The organism is Pseudomonas folii, assembly GCF_014357575.1.
In the GTDB taxonomy this organism is placed as follows: Bacteria; Pseudomonadota; Gammaproteobacteria; order Pseudomonadales; family Pseudomonadaceae; genus Aquipseudomonas; species Aquipseudomonas folii.
This window is the reverse complement of record NZ_JACONW010000116.1, coordinates 1-17,673: the sequence shown is the minus strand read 5'-3', so window position 1 is coordinate 17,673 and position 17,673 is coordinate 1. Positions and strand designations below refer to the sequence as shown.

The following is a 17,673-nucleotide window of genomic DNA, read 5'->3' as shown; positions in this document are numbered from 1 at the left end:
AGAGTTTTTCGTTCTGTCTGCGCCAGAAGAGGTGCGAATTATAGAGAGATCTGAGAGGCCGTCAACCCTTAATTTCACTAAATTGTCATATCTTCCTGAGGCCCCATAAAACAAAGGGGGGGAGCCTAACGGCTCCCCCTTCTCTATCGGCTACTTACAGACTAGGAAACGCAAACTGCGAAGCTTCGTGGCTCGCACGTTGCGGCCAACGCTGCGTAATAGCCTTACGGCGTGTATAGAAGCGCACCCCGTCCGGCCCGTACGCATGCAGATCACCGAACAGCGAACGCTTCCAGCCGCCGAAGCTGTGATAGGCAACCGGCACTGGCAGCGGCACGTTGACGCCAACCATACCCACTTCAATCTCATCACAGAACAGACGCGCCGCTTCACCGTCACGAGTGAAGATGCAGGTGCCATTGCCGTACTCATGATCATTGATCAGTTGCATCGCCTGCTCAAGGCTGGCAACTCGCACGATGCACAGCACTGGCCCGAAGATCTCTTCTTTATAGATGCGCATCTCTGGCGTGACCTGGTCGAAGAGGCAGCCGCCCATGAAGAAGCCGTCTTCATTACCGGCAACGCTCAAGCCGCGACCATCAACGACCAACTTGGCGCCCGCCTGCACACCGTCTTCTATATAGCCGCCGACTTTGTCGCGATGCTGACCGGTGACCAATGGCCCCATATCCAACCCGCAGGTTGTACCGGCACCGATTTTCAGCGAAGCAATTTGCGGCACCAGTTTAGCCACCAGCGCATCAGCAATCTGATCACCCACACACACGGCAACCGAGATGGCCATGCAGCGCTCGCCGCACGAACCGTAAGCAGCGCCCATCAACGCACTGACCGCGTTATCCAGATCAGCATCCGGCATCAGCACCGCATGATTTTTCGCACCGCCCAAGGCCTGGACTCGTTTACCGCGTGCAGCGCCTTCTTTATAGATGTACTCGGCAATCGGCGTTGAACCGACAAAACTCAGCGCTTTGACTTCCGGCGCTTCGATCAGCGCATCCACCGCCGCCTTGTCGCCATGGACGACATTGAGCACGCCCTTGGGCAAACCCGCTTCGTGCAGCAATTGAGCGATCAGGAGCGTGGAGCTCGGATCGCGCTCGGACGGCTTGAGGATGAAACAGTTACCGCAAGCGATCGCCAGCGGGTACATCCACAGTGGCACCATGGCGGGAAAGTTGAACGGCGTAATACCGGCAACGACACCCAGCGGCTGGAAGTCGGACCAGGCATCAATGTTCGGCCCTACGTTGCGGCTGTATTCGCCCTTGAGGATTTCCGGCGCGGCACAGGCGTATTCAACGTTCTCGATACCGCGCTTGAGTTCACCCGCCGCGTCTTCGAGAGTCTTGCCGTGCTCTTCGCTAATCAACTGCGCGATGCGGCCTTCATTCTGCTCCAGCAGTTGCTTGAAGCGGAACATCACTTGGGCACGTTTTGCTGGAGGAGTATTGCGCCAGGCCGGAAACGCCGCCTTGGCCGAGTCGATGGCTTGTTGCACTGTTTCGCGACTTGCCAACGGGACTTTATGGATGGCCTGACCCGTCGACGGGTTGAACACGTCAGCAGTGCGGCCGGTATCGCCGACCAATTGGCCGTCGATCAAGTGTTGAATGTTGCTCATGAAATGACTCCACAAAGCAGGCGCGAACAAACTCCGCGCCTGTCACCTATATAGAAGAGGTTTATCAGTCGATCTGATTCAGCGCTTCGCCAACCGCATCGAACAAACGATCCAGGTCTTGCGGTTTGCTGTTGAAGGTTGGCCCGAACTGCAGGGTGTCACCGCCAAAACGTACATAGAAGCCAGCCTTCCAGAGTTTCATGCCCGCCTCGAAGGGACGAACAATTGCATCGCCATCTCGCGGCGCAATCTGAATAGCGCCCGCCAGACCGTAGTTACGAATGTCGACGACGTTCTTTGTGCCTTTGATGCCATGCAGTGCGCTTTCGAAATGCGGCGCCACTTCAGCAACTTGCTGAACAAGATTTTCCCGTTGCAGCAGATCCAGCGCAGCAATACCGGCCGCACAGGCAACCGGGTGCGCGGAGTAGGTATAACCGTGCGGGAATTCAACCGCGTATTCAGGCGTTGGTTGGTTCATGAAGGTCTGATAGATCTCGCTGCTGGCAATCACCGCCCCCATCGGAATGGCACCGTTGGTAATTTGCTTGGCGATGCACATCAGATCAGGCGTCACACCGAAGCTGTCCGCACCGAACATGGAGCCGGTACGACCGAAGCCGGTAATGACTTCGTCGAAGATCAGCAGGATGTTGTGCTGATCGCAGATTTCCCGCAGACGCTTGAGATAGCCTTGAGGCGGCACGATCACGCCAGCGGAACCCGCCATTGGCTCGACGATAACTGCTGCAATGTTCGAGGCATCGTGCAATTCGATCAATTTGAGCATTTCATCCGCGAGAGCAATACCGCCCGCCTCGGGCATGCCTTTCGAATAAGCATTGCTGGTCAGCAAGGTATGAGGGAGATGATCCACATCCATCAATTGGCCAAACATCTTACGGTTGCCGTTCACTCCACCGAGGCTGGTGCCCGCGATGTTCACACCGTGGTAGCCACGCGCGCGGCCAATCATTTTGGTTTTGGTCGCTTGCCCTCTCAGACGCCAGTAGGCGCGCACCATCTTCACGGCGGTGTCGGCGCACTCGGAACCTGAGTTGGTATAAAACACGTGATTCAGATTGCCCGGCGTCAGTTCGGTGATTTTTTCAGCGAGCTGAAACGACAGTGGGTGACCGAATTGAAACCCCGGGGAATAGTCCAGAATGCCCAGTTGTTTAGAGACAGCCTCCTGAATTTCCTTGCGCGTATGACCCGCACCGCAGGTCCACAGACCAGAAAGCGCATCATAGATCTTGCGTCCCTTGTCGTCTGTCAGGTAACTGCCATTCGCCGCGACGATCAAGCGCGGATCGCGCTGGAAATTGCGGTTGGCGGTGTAGGGCATCCAATGAGCATCAAGCTTCAGTTGGCTGGCAATAGACATGTCGGACGACTCGAAACTGTTCATCGAAACGGACCTCGCTTGAGCGCTGGGCGATTGAGTGACTGCAAATACTTGATGCAGCTACGGTGCCACGGGGATAAAGTCGTGAAAACTCAACTTTTACGATCTTTAGTTAGCCGATGACTAAACTATGAGCAGCCGTCGCCCCGATCCACTGGCACAAGTCAGCGATTTTGATATTCGATTGCTGCGCATCTTTCGAAGCGTAGTCGAGTCGGGCGGGTTCTCCGCGGCCGAAAGCGCGCTTGGCATAGGCCGTTCGGCCATCAGCCAGCAAATGAGTGATCTGGAACAGCGCCTGGGCTTGCGCCTTTGTCAGCGCGGTCGCGCAGGATTTTCGTTGACCGAAGAGGGCCGTGAGGTTTATCAGTCGGCGTTACAACTGCTGAGCGCACTGGAAAGCTTCCGCACAGAGGTCAACGGCCTCCACCAGCATCTGCGTGGTGAGTTGAACATTGGCCTGACCGACAATCTGGTCACGCTCCCCCACATGCGCATCACGCACGCACTGGCTCAGTTGAAAGAGCGTGGACCTGACGTGCACATCAACATCCGCATGATTGCGCCCAATGAGGTGGAGCAAGGCGTACTCGACGGTCGCCTGCACGTAGGGGTAGTCCCTCAGGCCAGCGCGTTGTCGGGCCTTGAATATCAGCCGCTGTACAGCGAGCGTTCGCTGCTCTATTGCGCAGTGGGACACCCGCTTTTCTATATGGAGGATGCTGCGCTGGATGACGGGCGTCTTGCAGAGCAGGATGCCATTGCGCCGACCTTCCGTTTGCCGGCAGAAATTCAGGCTCATTACCAGGCGCTCAATTGCACGGCCAGCGCGTCGGATCGGGAAGGCATGGCGTTTCTGATTCTGACCGGGCGTTACATCGGCTATTTACCGGATCACTACGCGAGCTTCTGGGTGCAGCAGGGTCGCTTGAGGGCACTGAAACCGGCATCGCGCTTTTATGACCTGAGTCTGGTGTCGGTGACCCGCAAAGGGCGTCGCCCTCATTTGGTGCTGGAGAGCTTTCTGCAGACGCTGGCTGCTACACGGTGAGACATTTGTCCAGTTGCAGGCTAATGCACTGTAGGAGTGAGCTTGCTTGCGATAGCGTCAATTCAGTAGATGAATTCGTCGACCACGAGACCGAATCGAGAGCAAGCTCACTCCTACAGGTCATGAGTTTGCTGCGCGACGGCGCGGTGCCATGGAGACCGGTGCCGCCGCGACAGATATACGCTAAACATTAGCGCTCAAAAAACCTGAGCACTTGGACAGCTTTTTGCACAGTAGTTGTATTAAACGACCCGCGAGAGCACGACATGCAGCCCGAAGCCTCACCCAGCAGCGATCTGATCTACGGCCTCGATGATCGGCCCAAGCCGTTACCGGCAATACTCGCTGCGCTGCAACACGTACTCGCCAGTTTCGTCGGCATCATCACCCCACCATTAGTGATTGGCTCGGCATTGGGGCTGGGCGCCTACATGCCTTACCTGATCAGTATGGCGCTGATGGTTTCAGGTGTAGGGACTTTCATCCAGGCACGTCGTCCATTCGGGATTGGCGCAGGGATGATCTGCCTGCAAGGCACCAGCTTTGCTTTTCTCGGCGCAGTATTGTCTGCCGGTTTTCTGGTCAAGCAACGCGGCGGGAGCCCTGAAGACATTCTGGCGATGATCTTCGGCGTCTGTTTTTTCGGCGCGATGGTGCAGATTGTGTTGAGTCGCTTCATTGGCCAACTGCGCAGAGTCATCACGCCTTTGGTCACGGGCATCGTGATCACCCTGATCGGCGTCAGCCTGATCAAAGTCGGAGTGACGGATCTGGGTGGTGGTTTCAACGCCCCGGACTTTGGAGAGCCGCTGAATCTGGCACTGGGCGGCTTCGTGCTGATCGTTATCATTCTGCTCAACCGGTCGAATACGCCATGGATACGCTTGTCCGCGATCATCATCGGCCTGGCTGCCGGGAGCCTGGCGGCGTGGTTCAGCGGAAAGCTGATACCTCATTCCGTTGGCGACCTGCCCCTGATCAGCGTACCGGTCCCGTTCAGGTTCGGGTTCGCCTTCGACTGGACAGCTTTCCTGCCCGTTGCGCTGATTTATCTGATCAGCACTATCGAAACCGTCGGCGACCTGACCGCCAACTGCATGCTCGCTAAAAAGCCCATAAGCGGCCCCACGTACATTGCCCGGCTTAAAGGTGGCGTATTGGGCGACGGATTCAGTTGCATGATCGCCGCAACCTTCAGTGCCTTCCCCAATACCACTTTCGCGCAAAACAACGGTGTGATTCAGCTCACTGGCGTGGCCAGTCGTTATGTGGGTCTGTACATCGGCGCAGTCCTGTTCATGCTCGGCCTGTTCCCGACCATTGGCGCTTTGCTGCAACAAATCCCCAAACCCGTCCTCGGCGGTGCAACCCTGGTCATGTTCGGCAGCGTCGCCGCGGCAGGCGTGCGCATTCTGGCTCAAGCGCCGCTGGATCGGCGCAGCATGCTGATCATTGCCACTTCTTTTGGTGTTGGCTTGGGCATCGCTTCCCAACCGGCCTTGCTGCATCACCTGCCTAAACTGGTGCAAAACCTGTTCGACTCGGCGATCACCAGCGGCGGCATCACAGCCATCGTGATGAGCCTGTTATTGCCAGAGGACAAGGCGAGCGTTGCAGGTACAGAATCTGCAACCGAAGGTGAGCCATCGACACGCTAACTACTGATAATGCTGAACACCTGATTGGGTTAGCTGTTCAGCGTTGTACCCCCTTGATCTGTCCGGAACGGCCCCATGATCCTTGAAGTCCCTGCGCACAGTAGTCACGACACAAAGCCCGCCAGTCGCATTCGTCAGAAGAATGAAGAGGCCATTATCAAAGCCGCCGAAGACGAGTTCGCTCGTCACGGCTTCAAAGGCACCAGCATGAATACCATCGCGCTGAACGCCGGGCTGCCCAAGGCCAACCTTCATTACTATTTCACTAACAAGCTTGGCTTGTACGTTGCGGTACTCAGCAACATCCTCGAGCTATGGGACAGCACCTTCAACAACCTGACCGTTGAGGATGACCCGGCATTGGCACTGAGCCGCTACATCCGCGCCAAGATGGAATTCTCCCGTCGTCAGCCCCAGGCCTCGCGGATTTTTGCGATGGAGATCATCAGCGGCGGCGAATGCCTCAATCAGTATTTCAGCCAGGATTACCAGGCCTGGTTTCAAGGGCGAGCCTCGGTTTTTCAGGCGTGGATCGATGCAGGCAAGATGGATCCGGTCGATCCGGTGCACCTGATCTTTCTACTGTGGGGCAGTACTCAACACTACGCCGACTTTGCTACGCAAATCTGCCAGGTGACCGGACGCACTCGCCTGACCAAGCAAGACATGGAAGTTGCGGGCGATAATCTCATTCGCATCATCCTCAAGGGTTGCGGCCTGACGCCTCCAGGCGCTTAACTGGCGGAATCTGTTTACAGCTGGAACCCACGCATGCCTTTTACTCTGGTCGGCCCTTGCGAATTTCGCGAAGAGATTCGCAAGAGCCGCTTCATCACCCTGGCCGCGCCCATCTCCAGCGCCGCCGACGCACAAGCGTTTATCGAGCAGAACAGCGACTTCAACGCGACTCACAATTGCTGGGCCTGGAAACTGGCCGATCAATATCGCAGCAATGACGATGGCGAACCTGGCGGGACTGCGGGCCGACCGATTCTGGCCGCCATCGAAGCTCAGGAATTTGATCAGGTCGTCGTGCTGGTGATTCGCTGGTACGGCGGCATTCAACTGGGTACCGGCGGCCTCGCCCGGGCCTATGGCGGTGGTGCCAATAAATGCCTGCAACAGGCTGAGCGTCTGCCGCTGATCACTCGCGTGCCGTTGAGTCTGTCTTGCAGCTTCAGCGAATTGGCGCTGGTCAAGTTGCGGGTGGCGGAGCTCAACGGTTTGGTGCAGCAGGAAGACTTCACCGCCAACGGAGTGGACCTTGCGATTGCAGTTGGCCCCGAGCAGGTTGAAGTGCTGCAGCGGCAGTTGGCAGACTTGAGCCGGGGGCGGATAGTTTTGAGCAAAGACGGGGAATGATACAAAGCCCCCCTGGCCACGTGGGACCGGCTTCAGCCGGGAAGAAGCCGGGACAGCAGATGAGTATTCATCTGTAGAAATACCGCCTTCCCGGCTAAAAGCCGGTCCCACCACATCGCGCAGAACCTGTGGGAGCTGAGCTTGCTCGCGATAAAGGTGGACGCGGTTCACTTTGGATCGCGTCCGACCTATCGCCAGCAAGCTCGGCTCCCACAAAATCTAAGCAAGGTCGTGGGGGCGCAGATGTCTGGCCTACACACAATTACTGTGCATCCGGCTGTGGATAAGCTGAGCACATGCGGCCGCAAGCCTTGCCGTACCTGGCTTTCAGCCGATCGATCATTTTTTATACAAATCTGTCATATAACAACAAAAGAGATGTAAAAACAGCGCGTTACAGTTCGTTATCGTCAGCCGCTACTACCAATTGCCTGCTTATACCGCACTTTTGAGCTTGCACACATTTACTGTGGAGCAACCTGTGGATAACAGGTGCAAGGGTTGCGGTAATGCCGGAGTTGCCTCACTTGACGGTGACTGTATGTTTTTTACTCAGTGGACTGTGCGAAATTGAATCATTCCCTCAGCCTGACGCCCTGATATGGTGCCGACATGGACTTTCGGCTCCACCGCAGACCCCAGGCTCTAGCCCTCGGGACTTCGCCCTTACAAGCAAATCGGCATTTACCCGCAAAAACCTGACTGCCTGGCCAGGAAATTGCTTTATCCACAGGCGATCCTCTTACCTTGAGCCTGTCATGCCAAACCCTGTGACATCTGCACGCCTGCAACTGCGTGCCATCAGCAAGCGCTATCCCGGCTGCCTGGCCAACGATGCCATCGACCTGAATATTGCCCCCGGAGAAATCCACGCCCTGCTTGGCGAAAACGGCGCAGGCAAAAGCACCCTGATGAAAATCATCTACGGCGTGACGCAGCCCGATTCAGGCGAAATAGTCTGGCAGGGACAGGCTCTGAAAATGCGTAATCCGGCACAGGCCCGCAGCTTGGGCATCGGCATGGTGTTCCAGCATTTCTCGTTATTCGAAACCCTGACAGTCGCCCAGAACATCGCGTTGGCAATGGGCGGCGCGGCCGGTACGCCAAAGCAACTTGAACCAAAAATTCGCGAGGTCTCGCAGCGCTACGGCATGGCGGTAGAACCACAACGACTTGTCCACAGCCTGTCGATCGGTGAGCGGCAGAAAGTCGAGATTATTCGTTGCCTGATGCAGGACATTCGCCTGTTGATTCTCGATGAGCCGACCTCGGTACTGACGCCGCAGGAAGCCGACGAACTATTCGTCACCCTGCGCCGCCTGGCCTCAGAAGGCTGCAGCATTCTGTTTATCAGCCACAAGTTGGGTGAGGTTCGCGCCTTGTGTCATAGCGCCACCGTATTGCGAGGCGGCAAAGTATCCGGACACTGTATTCCGGCGCAGTGTTCGGATCTGGAGCTGGCGCGGCTGATGGTCGGCGACGCTGAAGGCCTGACTGCGCAATACCCCAAAGTCGCGGGGCAGAAACCGTTCCTGCAGGTGGAAAAACTCTCCTGGCACAACCCCGATCCGTTCGGTTGCTCTCTGGTGAATCTCGACCTTGATGTGCGCAGCGGCGAAATCGTCGGCATTGCAGGCGTGGCGGGTAACGGTCAGGACGAGTTGCTGGCACTGCTCAGCGGCGAACAAACATTGAGCAACTCACTGTCATCCAGTATTCGATTTGCCGACTTGAGCGTTGGCCATCTACGTCCTGATGCACGGCGCAAGAACGGCCTGGCGTTTGTTCCAGCGGAACGACTGGGGCACGGCGCAGTGCCGGACTTGAGCCTCAGTGATAACGCGTTGCTGACTGCTTTTCAGCAAGGGCTGGTCAGCAACGGGCTGGTCCAGCGTGGCAAGGTCAGAAGCCTGGCCGATGAGATCATCAAACGCTTCGCGGTGAAGACGCCAGATGCCCAGGCGCCCGCTCGCAGTCTCTCCGGCGGCAACTTGCAGAAATTCATTCTGGGTCGCGAGATCTTGCAGAATCCGAAATTGCTGGTGGCTGCGCACCCAACGTGGGGTGTCGACGTGGGGGCCGCCGCAGCGATTCATCGCGCGCTGATTGCCTTGCGTGATGCGGGCGCAGCAATCCTGGTGATTTCCGAAGACCTCGACGAACTCTTCCAGATCAGCGACCGCCTTGCAGCGCTGAGCAGTGGCAGGCTCTCCCCTCTCGTGCCGACCGGGCAAACCTCGCCCGTGCAGGTCGGCGGCTGGATGGCCGGTGAATTCGATGCCCCGTCTGCCACTCAACCTCAATTCCAAGCCGCCGCGCTTAATTAACGGAGTTTCCGATGCTGCTCTCTCTGGAACCGCGCGGGCAACAATCGCGAGCCATGCTGTGGTTTTCGCCACTGCTGGCCGCAGTATTGACCCTGATCTGCGGCTCATTATTGTTTATCGCTCTGGGCCTGGACCCATTGCTCACTCTGCATACCTTGTTGATTGCACCGGTCAGCGACTGGTATGGCGTATCCGAACTGATGGTCAAGGCGCTGCCGATTCTGCTCTGCGCGTTGGGTTTGGCGGTCGCTTATCAGGCGCGCATCTGGAACATCGGCGCAGAAGGCCAGTTGTTGATGGGCGCGCTGGCGGGGAGTGCCCTGGCGGTCAATATCATTGATATGGAAAGCCGCTGGGCCTTGGTCCTGATTCTGCTGGTCGGCACATTGGGTGGTGCAGCATGGGCGGGTTTGACTGCCTGGCTGCGCACCCACTTCAACGCCAATGAAATCCTGACCAGCATCATGCTCAACTACATCGCGCTGAACCTGTTGCTGTTCTTCGTTCATGGACCGCTGAAAGACCCTGCCGGAATGAATTTTCCTGAGTCAGCGATGTTTGGTGATGCCAGCCGCTTGCCGCTGTTGACCGAGGACGGCCGCGTGCATGCGGGTGTGTATTTCGCCTTGCTGGCTTTGGTCGCAGTCTGGGTTTTGCTGCAACGCAGCTTTGTCGGTTTCCAGATCAAAGTGCTGGGGCTGGATAAACGTGCGGCAGGTTTTGTCGGGTTTCGCGAGAAACGCCTGGTCTGGCTGGCCTTGCTGATCAGCGGCGGACTGGCTGGCTTGGCTGGAGTCAGCGAAGTCGCCGGCCCCATTGGTCAACTGGTCCCGCAAGTGTCACCGGGTTATGGCTATGCAGCGATCACGGTGGCCTTCCTCGGCCGCCTGAATCCGATCGGTATTCTGTTCGCCAGTTTGCTGATGGCGCTGCTCTATCTAGGCGGCGAAAACGCGCAAATGGCCCTGAACCTTCCCCAAGCCATTACCCAGCTGTTTCAAGGAATGATGCTGTTCTTCCTGCTGGCCTGTGATGTGCTGATTCTCTATCGCCCACGCCTGAAAGCGCGCTGGGCCAAACGTCAGATGGCACCCGCTGCCACGGGAGCCGTGTGATGGATATCGATCTGCTGAGCAATATTTTCTTTGCCATGGTGCGTTGCGGTACGCCGCTGCTATTGGTCGCCCTAGGCGAGTTGATTTGCGAAAAAAGCGGCGTTCTCAATCTGGGCCAGGAAGGCATGATGCTGTTTGGCGCAGTGATCGGTTTCATCATCGCCTTGAGCACCGGCAATCTGTGGCTCGGTGTGCTGCTGGCGATGATGGCGGGGATGCTGCTGTCGGGATTGTTCGCGGTGGTGGCGCTGGTCTTCAATGCCAATCAAGTGGCAACGGGTTTGGCGCTGACTATCTTTGGCGTGGGTTTGTCGAGCTTCGTCGGAGCAGCCTGGGTAGGTAAACCGCTGCAAGGTTTCGAACCGATTCTGATTCCTTACTTGAGCGACATCCCGCTGATCGGCCGCATGCTGTTTGCTCAGGACATTCTGGTTTACCTGTCCTTCGCGTTGTTTGCACTGGTGGCCTGGGCCCTGTTGAAAAGCCGCGTCGGTCTGATCATTCAGGCCGTTGGCGAGAACCCGGACGCCGCCAGCGCCATGGGTTTGCCGGTGCTGCGCGTGCGAACCCTGGCGGTGTTGTTCGGTGGCGCAATGGCCGGGCTGGCCGGGGCGTATCTGTCCTTGGCGTACACGCCAATGTGGGCTGAAAACATGAGCGCCGGGCGCGGCTGGATCGCCTTGGCGCTGGTGGTGTTCGCCAGTTGGAGAGTGTGGCGCCTGCTGTTGGGTGCGTACCTGTTCGGCCTCGCCAGCATCCTGCATTTGGTGGCGCAGGGTATAGGCCTGGCGATCCCGTCTAACCTGTTGGCCATGCTGCCATACGTGGCGACCATCGTGGTATTGGTGCTGCTGTCGCGTAATGCCCTGCGCACAAGGCTGTATGCTCCGGTTTCTCTGGGGCAGCCATGGCAGGCGGGGCATTGAGACTCACAGCTCAATGACGTGGGACCGGCTTTAGCCGGGAAGAAGCCCGCACAGCCGATAAATTTTTATTGGCGGTAAGGACGCATTCCCGGCTAAAGCCGGTCCCACGGGGCCACAGCTGCAACACCGCCCAGATCAATTCCATGATCAGGAATCCCGCCAGCAACCACGTCGCCCCCTGCATCAGGGCATAGGCCTGCCACGTCGCGAACAGCAATCGACCTACTGCGTCGTAACGCCCGAAAACCGCTTGCGGATCGCGAATCCGTAGCACTGACCACACGCAAACGATCGAACCCAGCAGGTTGGCCATCAACATATGCATGGGCTCGAATGTGGGCAGCGCACCGGGCACACTCCAGGCCTGACTCAAGCTGGATAACACTCCGTGCAATACGGCAAAACTCCAGGGTGTTACAAAAGCAGCCGTGACGATCAGGTCGTACCAGCCACTGGCACGAACGAGTTGGCGATAGTGTTGCGGTTGCCACATATAAACTCTCCTGGCGCTGTGATCTCAATATTGACGCGATGTCGTGGGACCGGCTTTAGCCGGGAAAAGGCCGGGACAGTTACTGATAAAGGGTCGTCAGAAACACCGCCTTCCCGGCTAAAGCCGGTCCCACGTCCTCCTCCACGAGCAAACATAGAATTTCCTAAGAAATTAGTATTTTGCAGACATGGCAGGAGGCTAAAGGCTGGAGTACGCTCCAGGGTCAACCCCAAGGGACGGAAAAATGCGCATTGGTGAATTGGCTCAAGCCACCGCGGTCAGCCGCGACACTCTGCGGTTCTATGAGCAGCGTGGTTTGATTGCCGCGCAACGCAGCGCTAACGGCTATCGGCACTACCCTGCGGAGATGGTGCAGTTGGTGCAGTTCATCAAAACCGCACAGCGCCTGGGTTTCAGCCTGAACGAAATCGGCCACAGCGTTGCCGAACTCTGGAAGACGCCTGCGCCAGATCTGGCCATTGCTCAACTACTCAGGGACAAGCTCGTGCTGATCGAGACGCGAATTGAAGCACTCGGCGAATTGCGCACCGAATTGCAGAACCGTCTGGGCCAGAGCTGCCCGCTAAGCCCCTGATAACTTTTCAAGGAGAAAAATCTTGTCTACTCAAAAAACTGCACTGATCGTCGGAGCCTCTCGTGGCATCGGCCTCGGACTGGTCAAACAACTGACCGAACAAAACTGGAACGTCATCGCCACCGTTCGCGATCCACAAAAAGCGACTGACCTCAAAGCAATATCTGGCGTCCGTGTCGAGACCCTGGATCTGGATGACGTGGCGTCTCTGGATGCCCTGAAAAGCAAGCTGGAGGGGCAAGTCTTTGATGCGCTGGTCATCAATGCCGGAATAATGGGGCCAAGACCACAAAGCGCCGAGCAGATCACCACGGCTGAACTGACTCAATTATTTCTCACCAACGCCATTGCACCTATCCGGCTGGCTGAGCGCCTCGTCCAGCAGATGCGCCCAACCACGGGTGTATTGGCTTTCATGAGTTCCAGATTCGGCAGCGTAACCTGTCCGGACGGTGCTGATGCTTCGCTGTACAAAGCGAGCAAAGCGGCGCTGAACTCCCTGACCAACACGTTCGTCCTGCAGTTGCCAGAGCCTCGCCCCACCGTCTTGTCTTTGCACCCGGGCTGGGTGAAAACCGACATGGGCGGCGAAGGTGCGGCTATCGATGTCCAAACCAGCACCCACGGTTTAGTGGAGCAGCTCGTGAACTACGCAGGTAAAGGCGGGCATTACTTTGTGGATTACAAAGGCGAGACGATCCCCTGGTGATATTGCAGAAATCGCAATTTCCTGCGGGAGACTCTCGTAGGACCGGCTTTAGCCGGGAGAGCGGTATTGCTGGCGAATAAGATTGGGTGAATGTCACGACGCCCTCCCGGCTAAAGCCGGTCCTACGGGATGAACGCTCTCACAAAGATCTCGCCCCAACAAAAAAAATGCGGTTAGAATCGCCGGGCGCCGAGATCCACCCGGCGCCCCTGGATCAGCAGACAGGGCAACACTGAGCTGGCTAACCTGAACCTGTCTTTCAGAGGAGCCGGCACGATGCCTGCGATCCGTATCTGGTTGAAAAATCCCCTCGCTGTTTTCACGGCCAATGCCCTCGATGCACGAGGCGGTCTGGTGATTGAAAACGGTGTCATCGTCGAACTGCTCGGCGCCGGTCAGCAACCCGACAGCCCGTGCGATCAAGTATTCGACGCCCGTGAGCATGTGCTGCTGCCGGGTTTGATCAATACCCATCACCACTTTTATCAAACACTGACGCGTGCCTGGGCTCCGGTGGTCAACCAGCCTTTGTTTCCGTGGCTGAAAACCTTGTATCCCGTCTGGGCGCGTGTGACTCCCGAGAAACTGGCGCTGGCCAGTAAAGTCGCACTGGTCGAGTTGCTGCTGTCGGGTTGCACCACTGCGGCAGACCATCACTACCTGTTCCCGGACGGCCTGGAAAACGCCATCGATGTCCAGGTTGAAAGCGTCCGCGAATTGGGCATGCGCGCCATGCTTACTCGCGGCTCAATGAGCTTGGGTGAAGACGATGGAGGTTTGCCGCCGCAACAAACCGTGCAGCAAGGCGAAGTGATTCTTGAAGACAGCCAGCGCCTGATCGAACGCTATCACCAACGTGGCGCGGGCGCGCAGATCCAGATCGCCTTGGCGCCCTGCTCGCCCTTCTCAGTCACGCCGCAGATCATGCGTGAAAGCGCAGCTTTAGCGGAAAAGCTCGACGTACGCCTGCACACTCACCTGGCCGAAACCCTCGACGAAGAAGACTTCTGCCTGCAGCGTTTCGGCCTGCGAACGGTGGATTATCTCGACAGCGTCGGCTGGCTGGGGCCGAGAACCTGGCTGGCCCATGGGATTCACTTCAACCCTGACGAAATCGCTCGACTGGGCGCAGCAGGCACCGGTGTATGTCATTGCCCGAGTTCAAACATGCGCCTGGCTTCCGGCATTTGTCCGACGCTGGATCTGATCGCAGCAGGCGCGCCGTTGGGGCTTGGCGTAGACGGTTCGGCGTCAAATGACGCCTCGAACATGATCCTCGAAACGCGGCAGGCGCTGTATCTGCAACGTCTGCGTTATGGCGCAGAAAAGATCACACCCGAACTGGTGCTTGGCTGGGCCACAAAGGGTTCGGCGCAGTTACTTGGTCGTAGCGACATCGGTGAACTGGCAGTCGGTAAACAGGCCGATTTGGCAATGTTCAAGCTGGATGAACTGCGCTTCTCCGGCAGCCACGATCCATTGTCGGCGCTGCTGTTGTGCGGCGCCGATCGTGCTGATCGGGTGATGATTGGCGGCCAGTGGCGAGTGATCGATGGGCAAGTCGAAGGGCTGGACCTGAAGGGATTGATTGCTGATCACAGCCAGGCGGCGCGGGCGTTGATTCGCGGCTGATGAACCCATTCCTGTAGGAACTCACGAGCAATGCGAGGCAGCGATGGCGTTCTGCCTGATATACCGCTATCGCGGCCTCGCGGTGCTCGTGCGCTCCTACAGATCATTCGTTTGCAGCACAGTAGCGCAGTTTGAGGATTTACAACCCCAACAACGACAACATGATAAATGTCGCAAACAACACGAAGTGGGTCATGCCTTCTATCGCGTTGGTTTCGCCGTCATTGAGGTTGATGGCGCTCACCAGCAGGGTGATGAAAATCATCACGGTCTGCACCGGGGTCATCGCCATTTGAAACGGTTGGCCACTGTAGAGGGCCATGGCTTCCATGACGGGTACGGTCAGGATCACCGTCGATAGCGATGCACCAAGAGCAATGTTCACCACCGATTGCATACGGTTGGCCAGGGCCGCGCGCAATGCCGTCAGAATCTCCGGTGCGGCAGAAATGGCCGCCACCAGAATCGCAGTCATGACCGGCGGTGCGCCAGTGCCTTCAAGCCCCAAATCAACGGTCTTGGACATCACTTCCGCCAGTGCGCCAATCACCACCACGCCAAGCACCAGGGTGCCGATGGACAGCGTCAGATTGACCGGCTTGGCCTCCGCTTCAGGCTGGTCCTTGCGCTTCTTTTTCTCTGGATAGCTGTAGCTGAAAAAATAACTGTGCGGCCCGACCTGCATGCGCAGGAACAGGGTGTAGAGCAAGATCATCGCGCCAATGGTGAACGCCGAATACAGCTTCCAGTCACCTTCGGGGATGAACTCCGGCACCACCATGGATACGCCCATCGCGGTGAGAATCATCACGCTGTAGGTGCGGGCTGAATCGTCGTTGTAAGACTGCTCGCCATGCTTGATACCGCCCATCAGAGCGGCCAGCCCAAGGATGCCGTTGATATCGAGCATCACGGCTGAGTAAATCGTATCGCGCACCAACGTTGGCGACGGTTCGTTGCTCATCATGATCGCCAGGATCACGACTTCCACCAGCACCGCCGACAGGGTGAGGATCATGGTGCCGTAGGGATCGCCGACTTTCTCTGCAAGCAATTCGGCGTGGTGAGCCACGCGCAACGATGCACAGACGATGAAACCTACCAGCGCAATCCCCGCCGTCAGCGCCACGCCCTGCCCGTTATTGAGGAACGAATGCTCGAACACGTAGGCGACAACTGTCGCGATGATCGCGAGCAGGAGAAATTTTTCTTGCTTGAGTATTGAGCCCATTGACTAGCCTATAAACCTTCCTGGGTGAAACGTCCGGATAACGTGTTCAAGGCGTTGAGAGTGCCGAGTGTAAGCAAAGGTTTCAAAATAGGTGAGATCCTGAATATTGGTGCGAATGACGTGGGACCGGCTTTAGCCGGGAAGAGGCCGGTACAGTCGCCATAGCTCCATCGTCAGAAATGCCGCCTTCCCGGCTAAAGCCGGTCCCACGTCAGAATTCCACAGAGGTCCAGCAGAGCAGCTTGCACCAGTTAGCAGCAAAGCCAGCCGGTTCTGCACCGTCTGGCATCGTCCTGCCAAGGCTAAATCGATTGAGAGGCTAGCCCTGTCATTAACTGTCCAGTTGGTCAGTTTTTTGCATTGTTCGAGCAACCCGCTTAGACGGCCGTGCCAACAAGACCACAAGGAGCTAGACCCGATGCACTCCACCACTCACCCGCGTCGCCCCCTGAAAAAATTGCTGTGTGCCATGGCTGCGGTCGTCGGCCTGGGTTCCAGTCTGCTGGCATCAGCGGCAGATCCGTTGAAAGTAGGGTTCGTCTACATCGGCCCGATCGGCGACCACGGCTGGACGTATCAGCATGAACAGGGCCGCAAGGCCATGGTTGAAGCTCTGGGCGACAAGGTCACCACCAGTTATGTCGAGAACGTGCCGGAAGGCGCCGACGCTGAGCGCGTCATCCGCAATATGGCTAAGGGTGGCTACGATCTGGTCTTCACCACCTCCTTTGGTTACATGAACCCAACACTGAAGGTCGCCAAACAGTTCCCGAAAGTGACTTTCGAGCACGCCACTGGCTACAAGCAGGACAAGAACATGGGGACCTACCTGGCGCGCACCTATGAAGGTCGCTACGTCGGTGGGTTCCTGGCGGCCAAAATGACCAAGACCAAAAAGGTCGGTTACGTCGCATCGTTCCCGATCCCGGAAGTCCTGCGTGACATCGACGCGATCCAGCTGGCGTTGAACAAGTACAACCCGGGCACTGAAATCAAAGTGGTATGGGTCAACTCCTGGTTCGATCCGGGCAAAGAAGCTGACGCTGCCAACGCGCTGATCGATCAGGGCGTGGACGTGATGTTCCAGCACACCGACAGCCCGGCGCCGATCCAGACGGCCGAACGTCGCGGTGTCTATGCCGTGGGTTATGCGTCGGACATGGCCCACTTCGGCCCGAAAGCGGTACTGACTTCCATCGTCAACAACTGGGGGCCGCACTACATTCAGGCGACTGAAGGCGTGATCAATGGCACCTGGAAATCTCAGGATTACTGGGGCGGTCTGAAGGAAGGCACGGTTGAGCTGCCGATCAGCGATATCGTCCCGGCGGACGTGAAGGCAGAAGCCGAGAAGATCATTGCCGACATCAAAAGTGGCGCATTCCACCCGTTCACCGGCCCGATCAAGGATCAGACCGGCACAGTGAAAATCCCGGCTGGCCAGGTTGCGACCAATGCAGAACTGGCCTCGATGAACTATTACGTTGAAGGCATCAAGGCGGAATTGCCGAAGTAACT

The 17,673-nt window shown here is 57.4% G+C and carries 15 protein-coding genes; 11 read left to right on the top strand and 4 right to left on the bottom strand.

What is annotated here, in order from left to right:
• Positions 1-154 precede the first annotated feature (154 nt).
• Positions 155-1,648 (bottom strand): CoA-acylating methylmalonate-semialdehyde dehydrogenase, encoded by a 1,494-nt coding sequence (locus H8S59_RS20095; RefSeq protein ID WP_187522571.1) that lies wholly within the window; start codon positions 1,646-1,648, stop codon positions 155-157.
• 64 nt (positions 1,649-1,712) lie between these two features.
• On the bottom strand, positions 1,713-3,059 hold the full coding sequence (gene aptA, locus H8S59_RS20090; protein WP_187522570.1) for an omega-aminotransferase AptA: 1,347 nt from the start codon (positions 3,057-3,059) through the stop codon (positions 1,713-1,715).
• A gap of 127 nt (positions 3,060-3,186) precedes the next feature.
• On the opposite strand from aptA, the gene H8S59_RS20085 reads away from it, so the two are divergent.
• From H8S59_RS20085 to H8S59_RS20055, 7 genes are all read left to right on the top strand, one after another.
• Complete coding sequence (locus tag H8S59_RS20085) at positions 3,187-4,107, top strand: LysR family transcriptional regulator (RefSeq protein ID WP_099269476.1); 921 nt, start codon at positions 3,187-3,189, stop codon at positions 4,105-4,107.
• 266 nt (positions 4,108-4,373) lie between these two features.
• Entirely contained in the window at positions 4,374-5,765 is a 1,392-nt protein-coding gene (locus H8S59_RS20080; RefSeq protein ID WP_187522569.1) for a uracil-xanthine permease family protein, read from the top strand.
• 75 nt (positions 5,766-5,840) lie between these two features.
• Positions 5,841-6,503 carry a TetR/AcrR family transcriptional regulator gene (locus H8S59_RS20075; RefSeq protein ID WP_187522568.1) on the top strand — a complete coding sequence of 221 codons (663 nt, stop codon included), beginning with the start codon at positions 5,841-5,843 and terminating at the stop codon, positions 6,501-6,503.
• A gap of 33 nt (positions 6,504-6,536) precedes the next feature.
• Entirely contained in the window at positions 6,537-7,127 is a 591-nt protein-coding gene (locus H8S59_RS20070; RefSeq protein ID WP_095100333.1) for an IMPACT family protein, read from the top strand.
• Positions 7,128-7,885: 758 nt separating this feature from the next.
• Positions 7,886-9,454, top strand: a complete 1,569-nt coding sequence (locus H8S59_RS20065; protein ID WP_187522567.1) for an ABC transporter ATP-binding protein — start codon at positions 7,886-7,888, stop codon at positions 9,452-9,454.
• A gap of 11 nt (positions 9,455-9,465) precedes the next feature.
• Positions 9,466-10,569: an ABC transporter permease gene (locus H8S59_RS20060; RefSeq protein ID WP_095100337.1), complete on the top strand. Its 1,104-nt coding sequence runs from the start codon at positions 9,466-9,468 to the stop codon at positions 10,567-10,569.
• A complete protein-coding gene (locus tag H8S59_RS20055; RefSeq protein WP_095100339.1) occupies positions 10,569-11,495 on the top strand; it encodes an ABC transporter permease in 927 nt (308 codons plus the stop codon). Before H8S59_RS20060 ends, H8S59_RS20055 begins: the two co-directional genes overlap by 1 nt.
• A 10-nt stretch (positions 11,496-11,505) precedes the next feature.
• On the opposite strand, the gene H8S59_RS20050 is transcribed toward H8S59_RS20055, so the two are convergent.
• The gene (locus H8S59_RS20050) at positions 11,506-11,988 is read right to left on the bottom strand and encodes a hypothetical protein (RefSeq protein ID WP_095100341.1); all 483 of its coding nucleotides are present in this window, start codon (positions 11,986-11,988) and stop codon (positions 11,506-11,508) included.
• Positions 11,989-12,232: 244 nt separating this feature from the next.
• Here H8S59_RS20050 and H8S59_RS20045 point away from each other — a divergent pair, with 244 nt between their 5' ends.
• The 3 genes from H8S59_RS20045 to H8S59_RS20035 all read left to right on the top strand — a co-directional run bounded on the left by H8S59_RS20045 (position 12,233) and on the right by H8S59_RS20035 (position 14,924).
• Complete coding sequence (locus H8S59_RS20045; protein ID WP_187522566.1) at positions 12,233-12,583, top strand: MerR family transcriptional regulator; 351 nt, start codon at positions 12,233-12,235, stop codon at positions 12,581-12,583.
• 19 nt (positions 12,584-12,602) lie between these two features.
• On the top strand, positions 12,603-13,292 hold the full coding sequence (locus tag H8S59_RS20040; RefSeq protein WP_187522572.1) for an SDR family oxidoreductase: 690 nt from the start codon (positions 12,603-12,605) through the stop codon (positions 13,290-13,292).
• Positions 13,293-13,568: 276 nt separating this feature from the next.
• Positions 13,569-14,924, top strand: a complete 1,356-nt coding sequence (locus H8S59_RS20035) for an 8-oxoguanine deaminase (protein ID WP_187522565.1) — start codon at positions 13,569-13,571, stop codon at positions 14,922-14,924.
• Between the two features lie 139 nt (positions 14,925-15,063).
• On the opposite strand, the gene H8S59_RS20030 is transcribed toward H8S59_RS20035, so the two are convergent.
• Positions 15,064-16,155: a calcium:cation antiporter gene (locus H8S59_RS20030; RefSeq protein WP_095100349.1), complete on the bottom strand. Its 1,092-nt coding sequence runs from the start codon at positions 16,153-16,155 to the stop codon at positions 15,064-15,066.
• A 418-nt stretch (positions 16,156-16,573) separates the two neighbouring features.
• Between H8S59_RS20030 and H8S59_RS20025 the strand changes: the two genes are divergently transcribed.
• Positions 16,574-17,671 carry a BMP family ABC transporter substrate-binding protein gene (locus H8S59_RS20025; protein ID WP_095100351.1) on the top strand — a complete coding sequence of 366 codons (1,098 nt, stop codon included), beginning with the start codon at positions 16,574-16,576 and terminating at the stop codon, positions 17,669-17,671.
• The last annotated feature ends 2 nt before the right edge of the window (positions 17,672-17,673 follow it).

What these genes read in the sequence shown, in the direction of transcription:
- H8S59_RS20035 (WP_187522565.1), top strand. Translation starts at nt 13,569, where the DNA reads ATGCCTGCGATCCGTATCTGGTTGAAAAATCCCCTCGCTGTTTTCACG.
- H8S59_RS20075 (WP_187522568.1), top strand. Translation starts at nt 5,841, where the DNA reads ATGATCCTTGAAGTCCCTGCGCACAGTAGTCACGACACAAAGCCCGCC.
- H8S59_RS20025 (WP_095100351.1), top strand. Translation starts at nt 16,574, where the DNA reads ATGCACTCCACCACTCACCCGCGTCGCCCCCTGAAAAAATTGCTGTGT.
- H8S59_RS20050 (WP_095100341.1), bottom strand. Translation starts at nt 11,988, where the DNA reads ATGTGGCAACCGCAACACTATCGCCAACTCGTTCGTGCCAGTGGCTGG.
- H8S59_RS20070 (WP_095100333.1), top strand. Translation starts at nt 6,537, where the DNA reads ATGCCTTTTACTCTGGTCGGCCCTTGCGAATTTCGCGAAGAGATTCGC.
- H8S59_RS20085 (WP_099269476.1), top strand. Translation starts at nt 3,187, where the DNA reads ATGAGCAGCCGTCGCCCCGATCCACTGGCACAAGTCAGCGATTTTGAT.
- H8S59_RS20080 (WP_187522569.1), top strand. Translation starts at nt 4,374, where the DNA reads ATGCAGCCCGAAGCCTCACCCAGCAGCGATCTGATCTACGGCCTCGAT.
- H8S59_RS20055 (WP_095100339.1), top strand. Translation starts at nt 10,569, where the DNA reads ATGGATATCGATCTGCTGAGCAATATTTTCTTTGCCATGGTGCGTTGC.
- H8S59_RS20030 (WP_095100349.1), bottom strand. Translation starts at nt 16,155, where the DNA reads ATGGGCTCAATACTCAAGCAAGAAAAATTTCTCCTGCTCGCGATCATC.
- H8S59_RS20045 (WP_187522566.1), top strand. Translation starts at nt 12,233, where the DNA reads ATGCGCATTGGTGAATTGGCTCAAGCCACCGCGGTCAGCCGCGACACT.
- H8S59_RS20065 (WP_187522567.1), top strand. Translation starts at nt 7,886, where the DNA reads ATGCCAAACCCTGTGACATCTGCACGCCTGCAACTGCGTGCCATCAGC.
- H8S59_RS20060 (WP_095100337.1), top strand. Translation starts at nt 9,466, where the DNA reads ATGCTGCTCTCTCTGGAACCGCGCGGGCAACAATCGCGAGCCATGCTG.
- H8S59_RS20095 (WP_187522571.1), bottom strand. Translation starts at nt 1,648, where the DNA reads ATGAGCAACATTCAACACTTGATCGACGGCCAATTGGTCGGCGATACC.
- aptA (WP_187522570.1), bottom strand. Translation starts at nt 3,059, where the DNA reads ATGAACAGTTTCGAGTCGTCCGACATGTCTATTGCCAGCCAACTGAAG.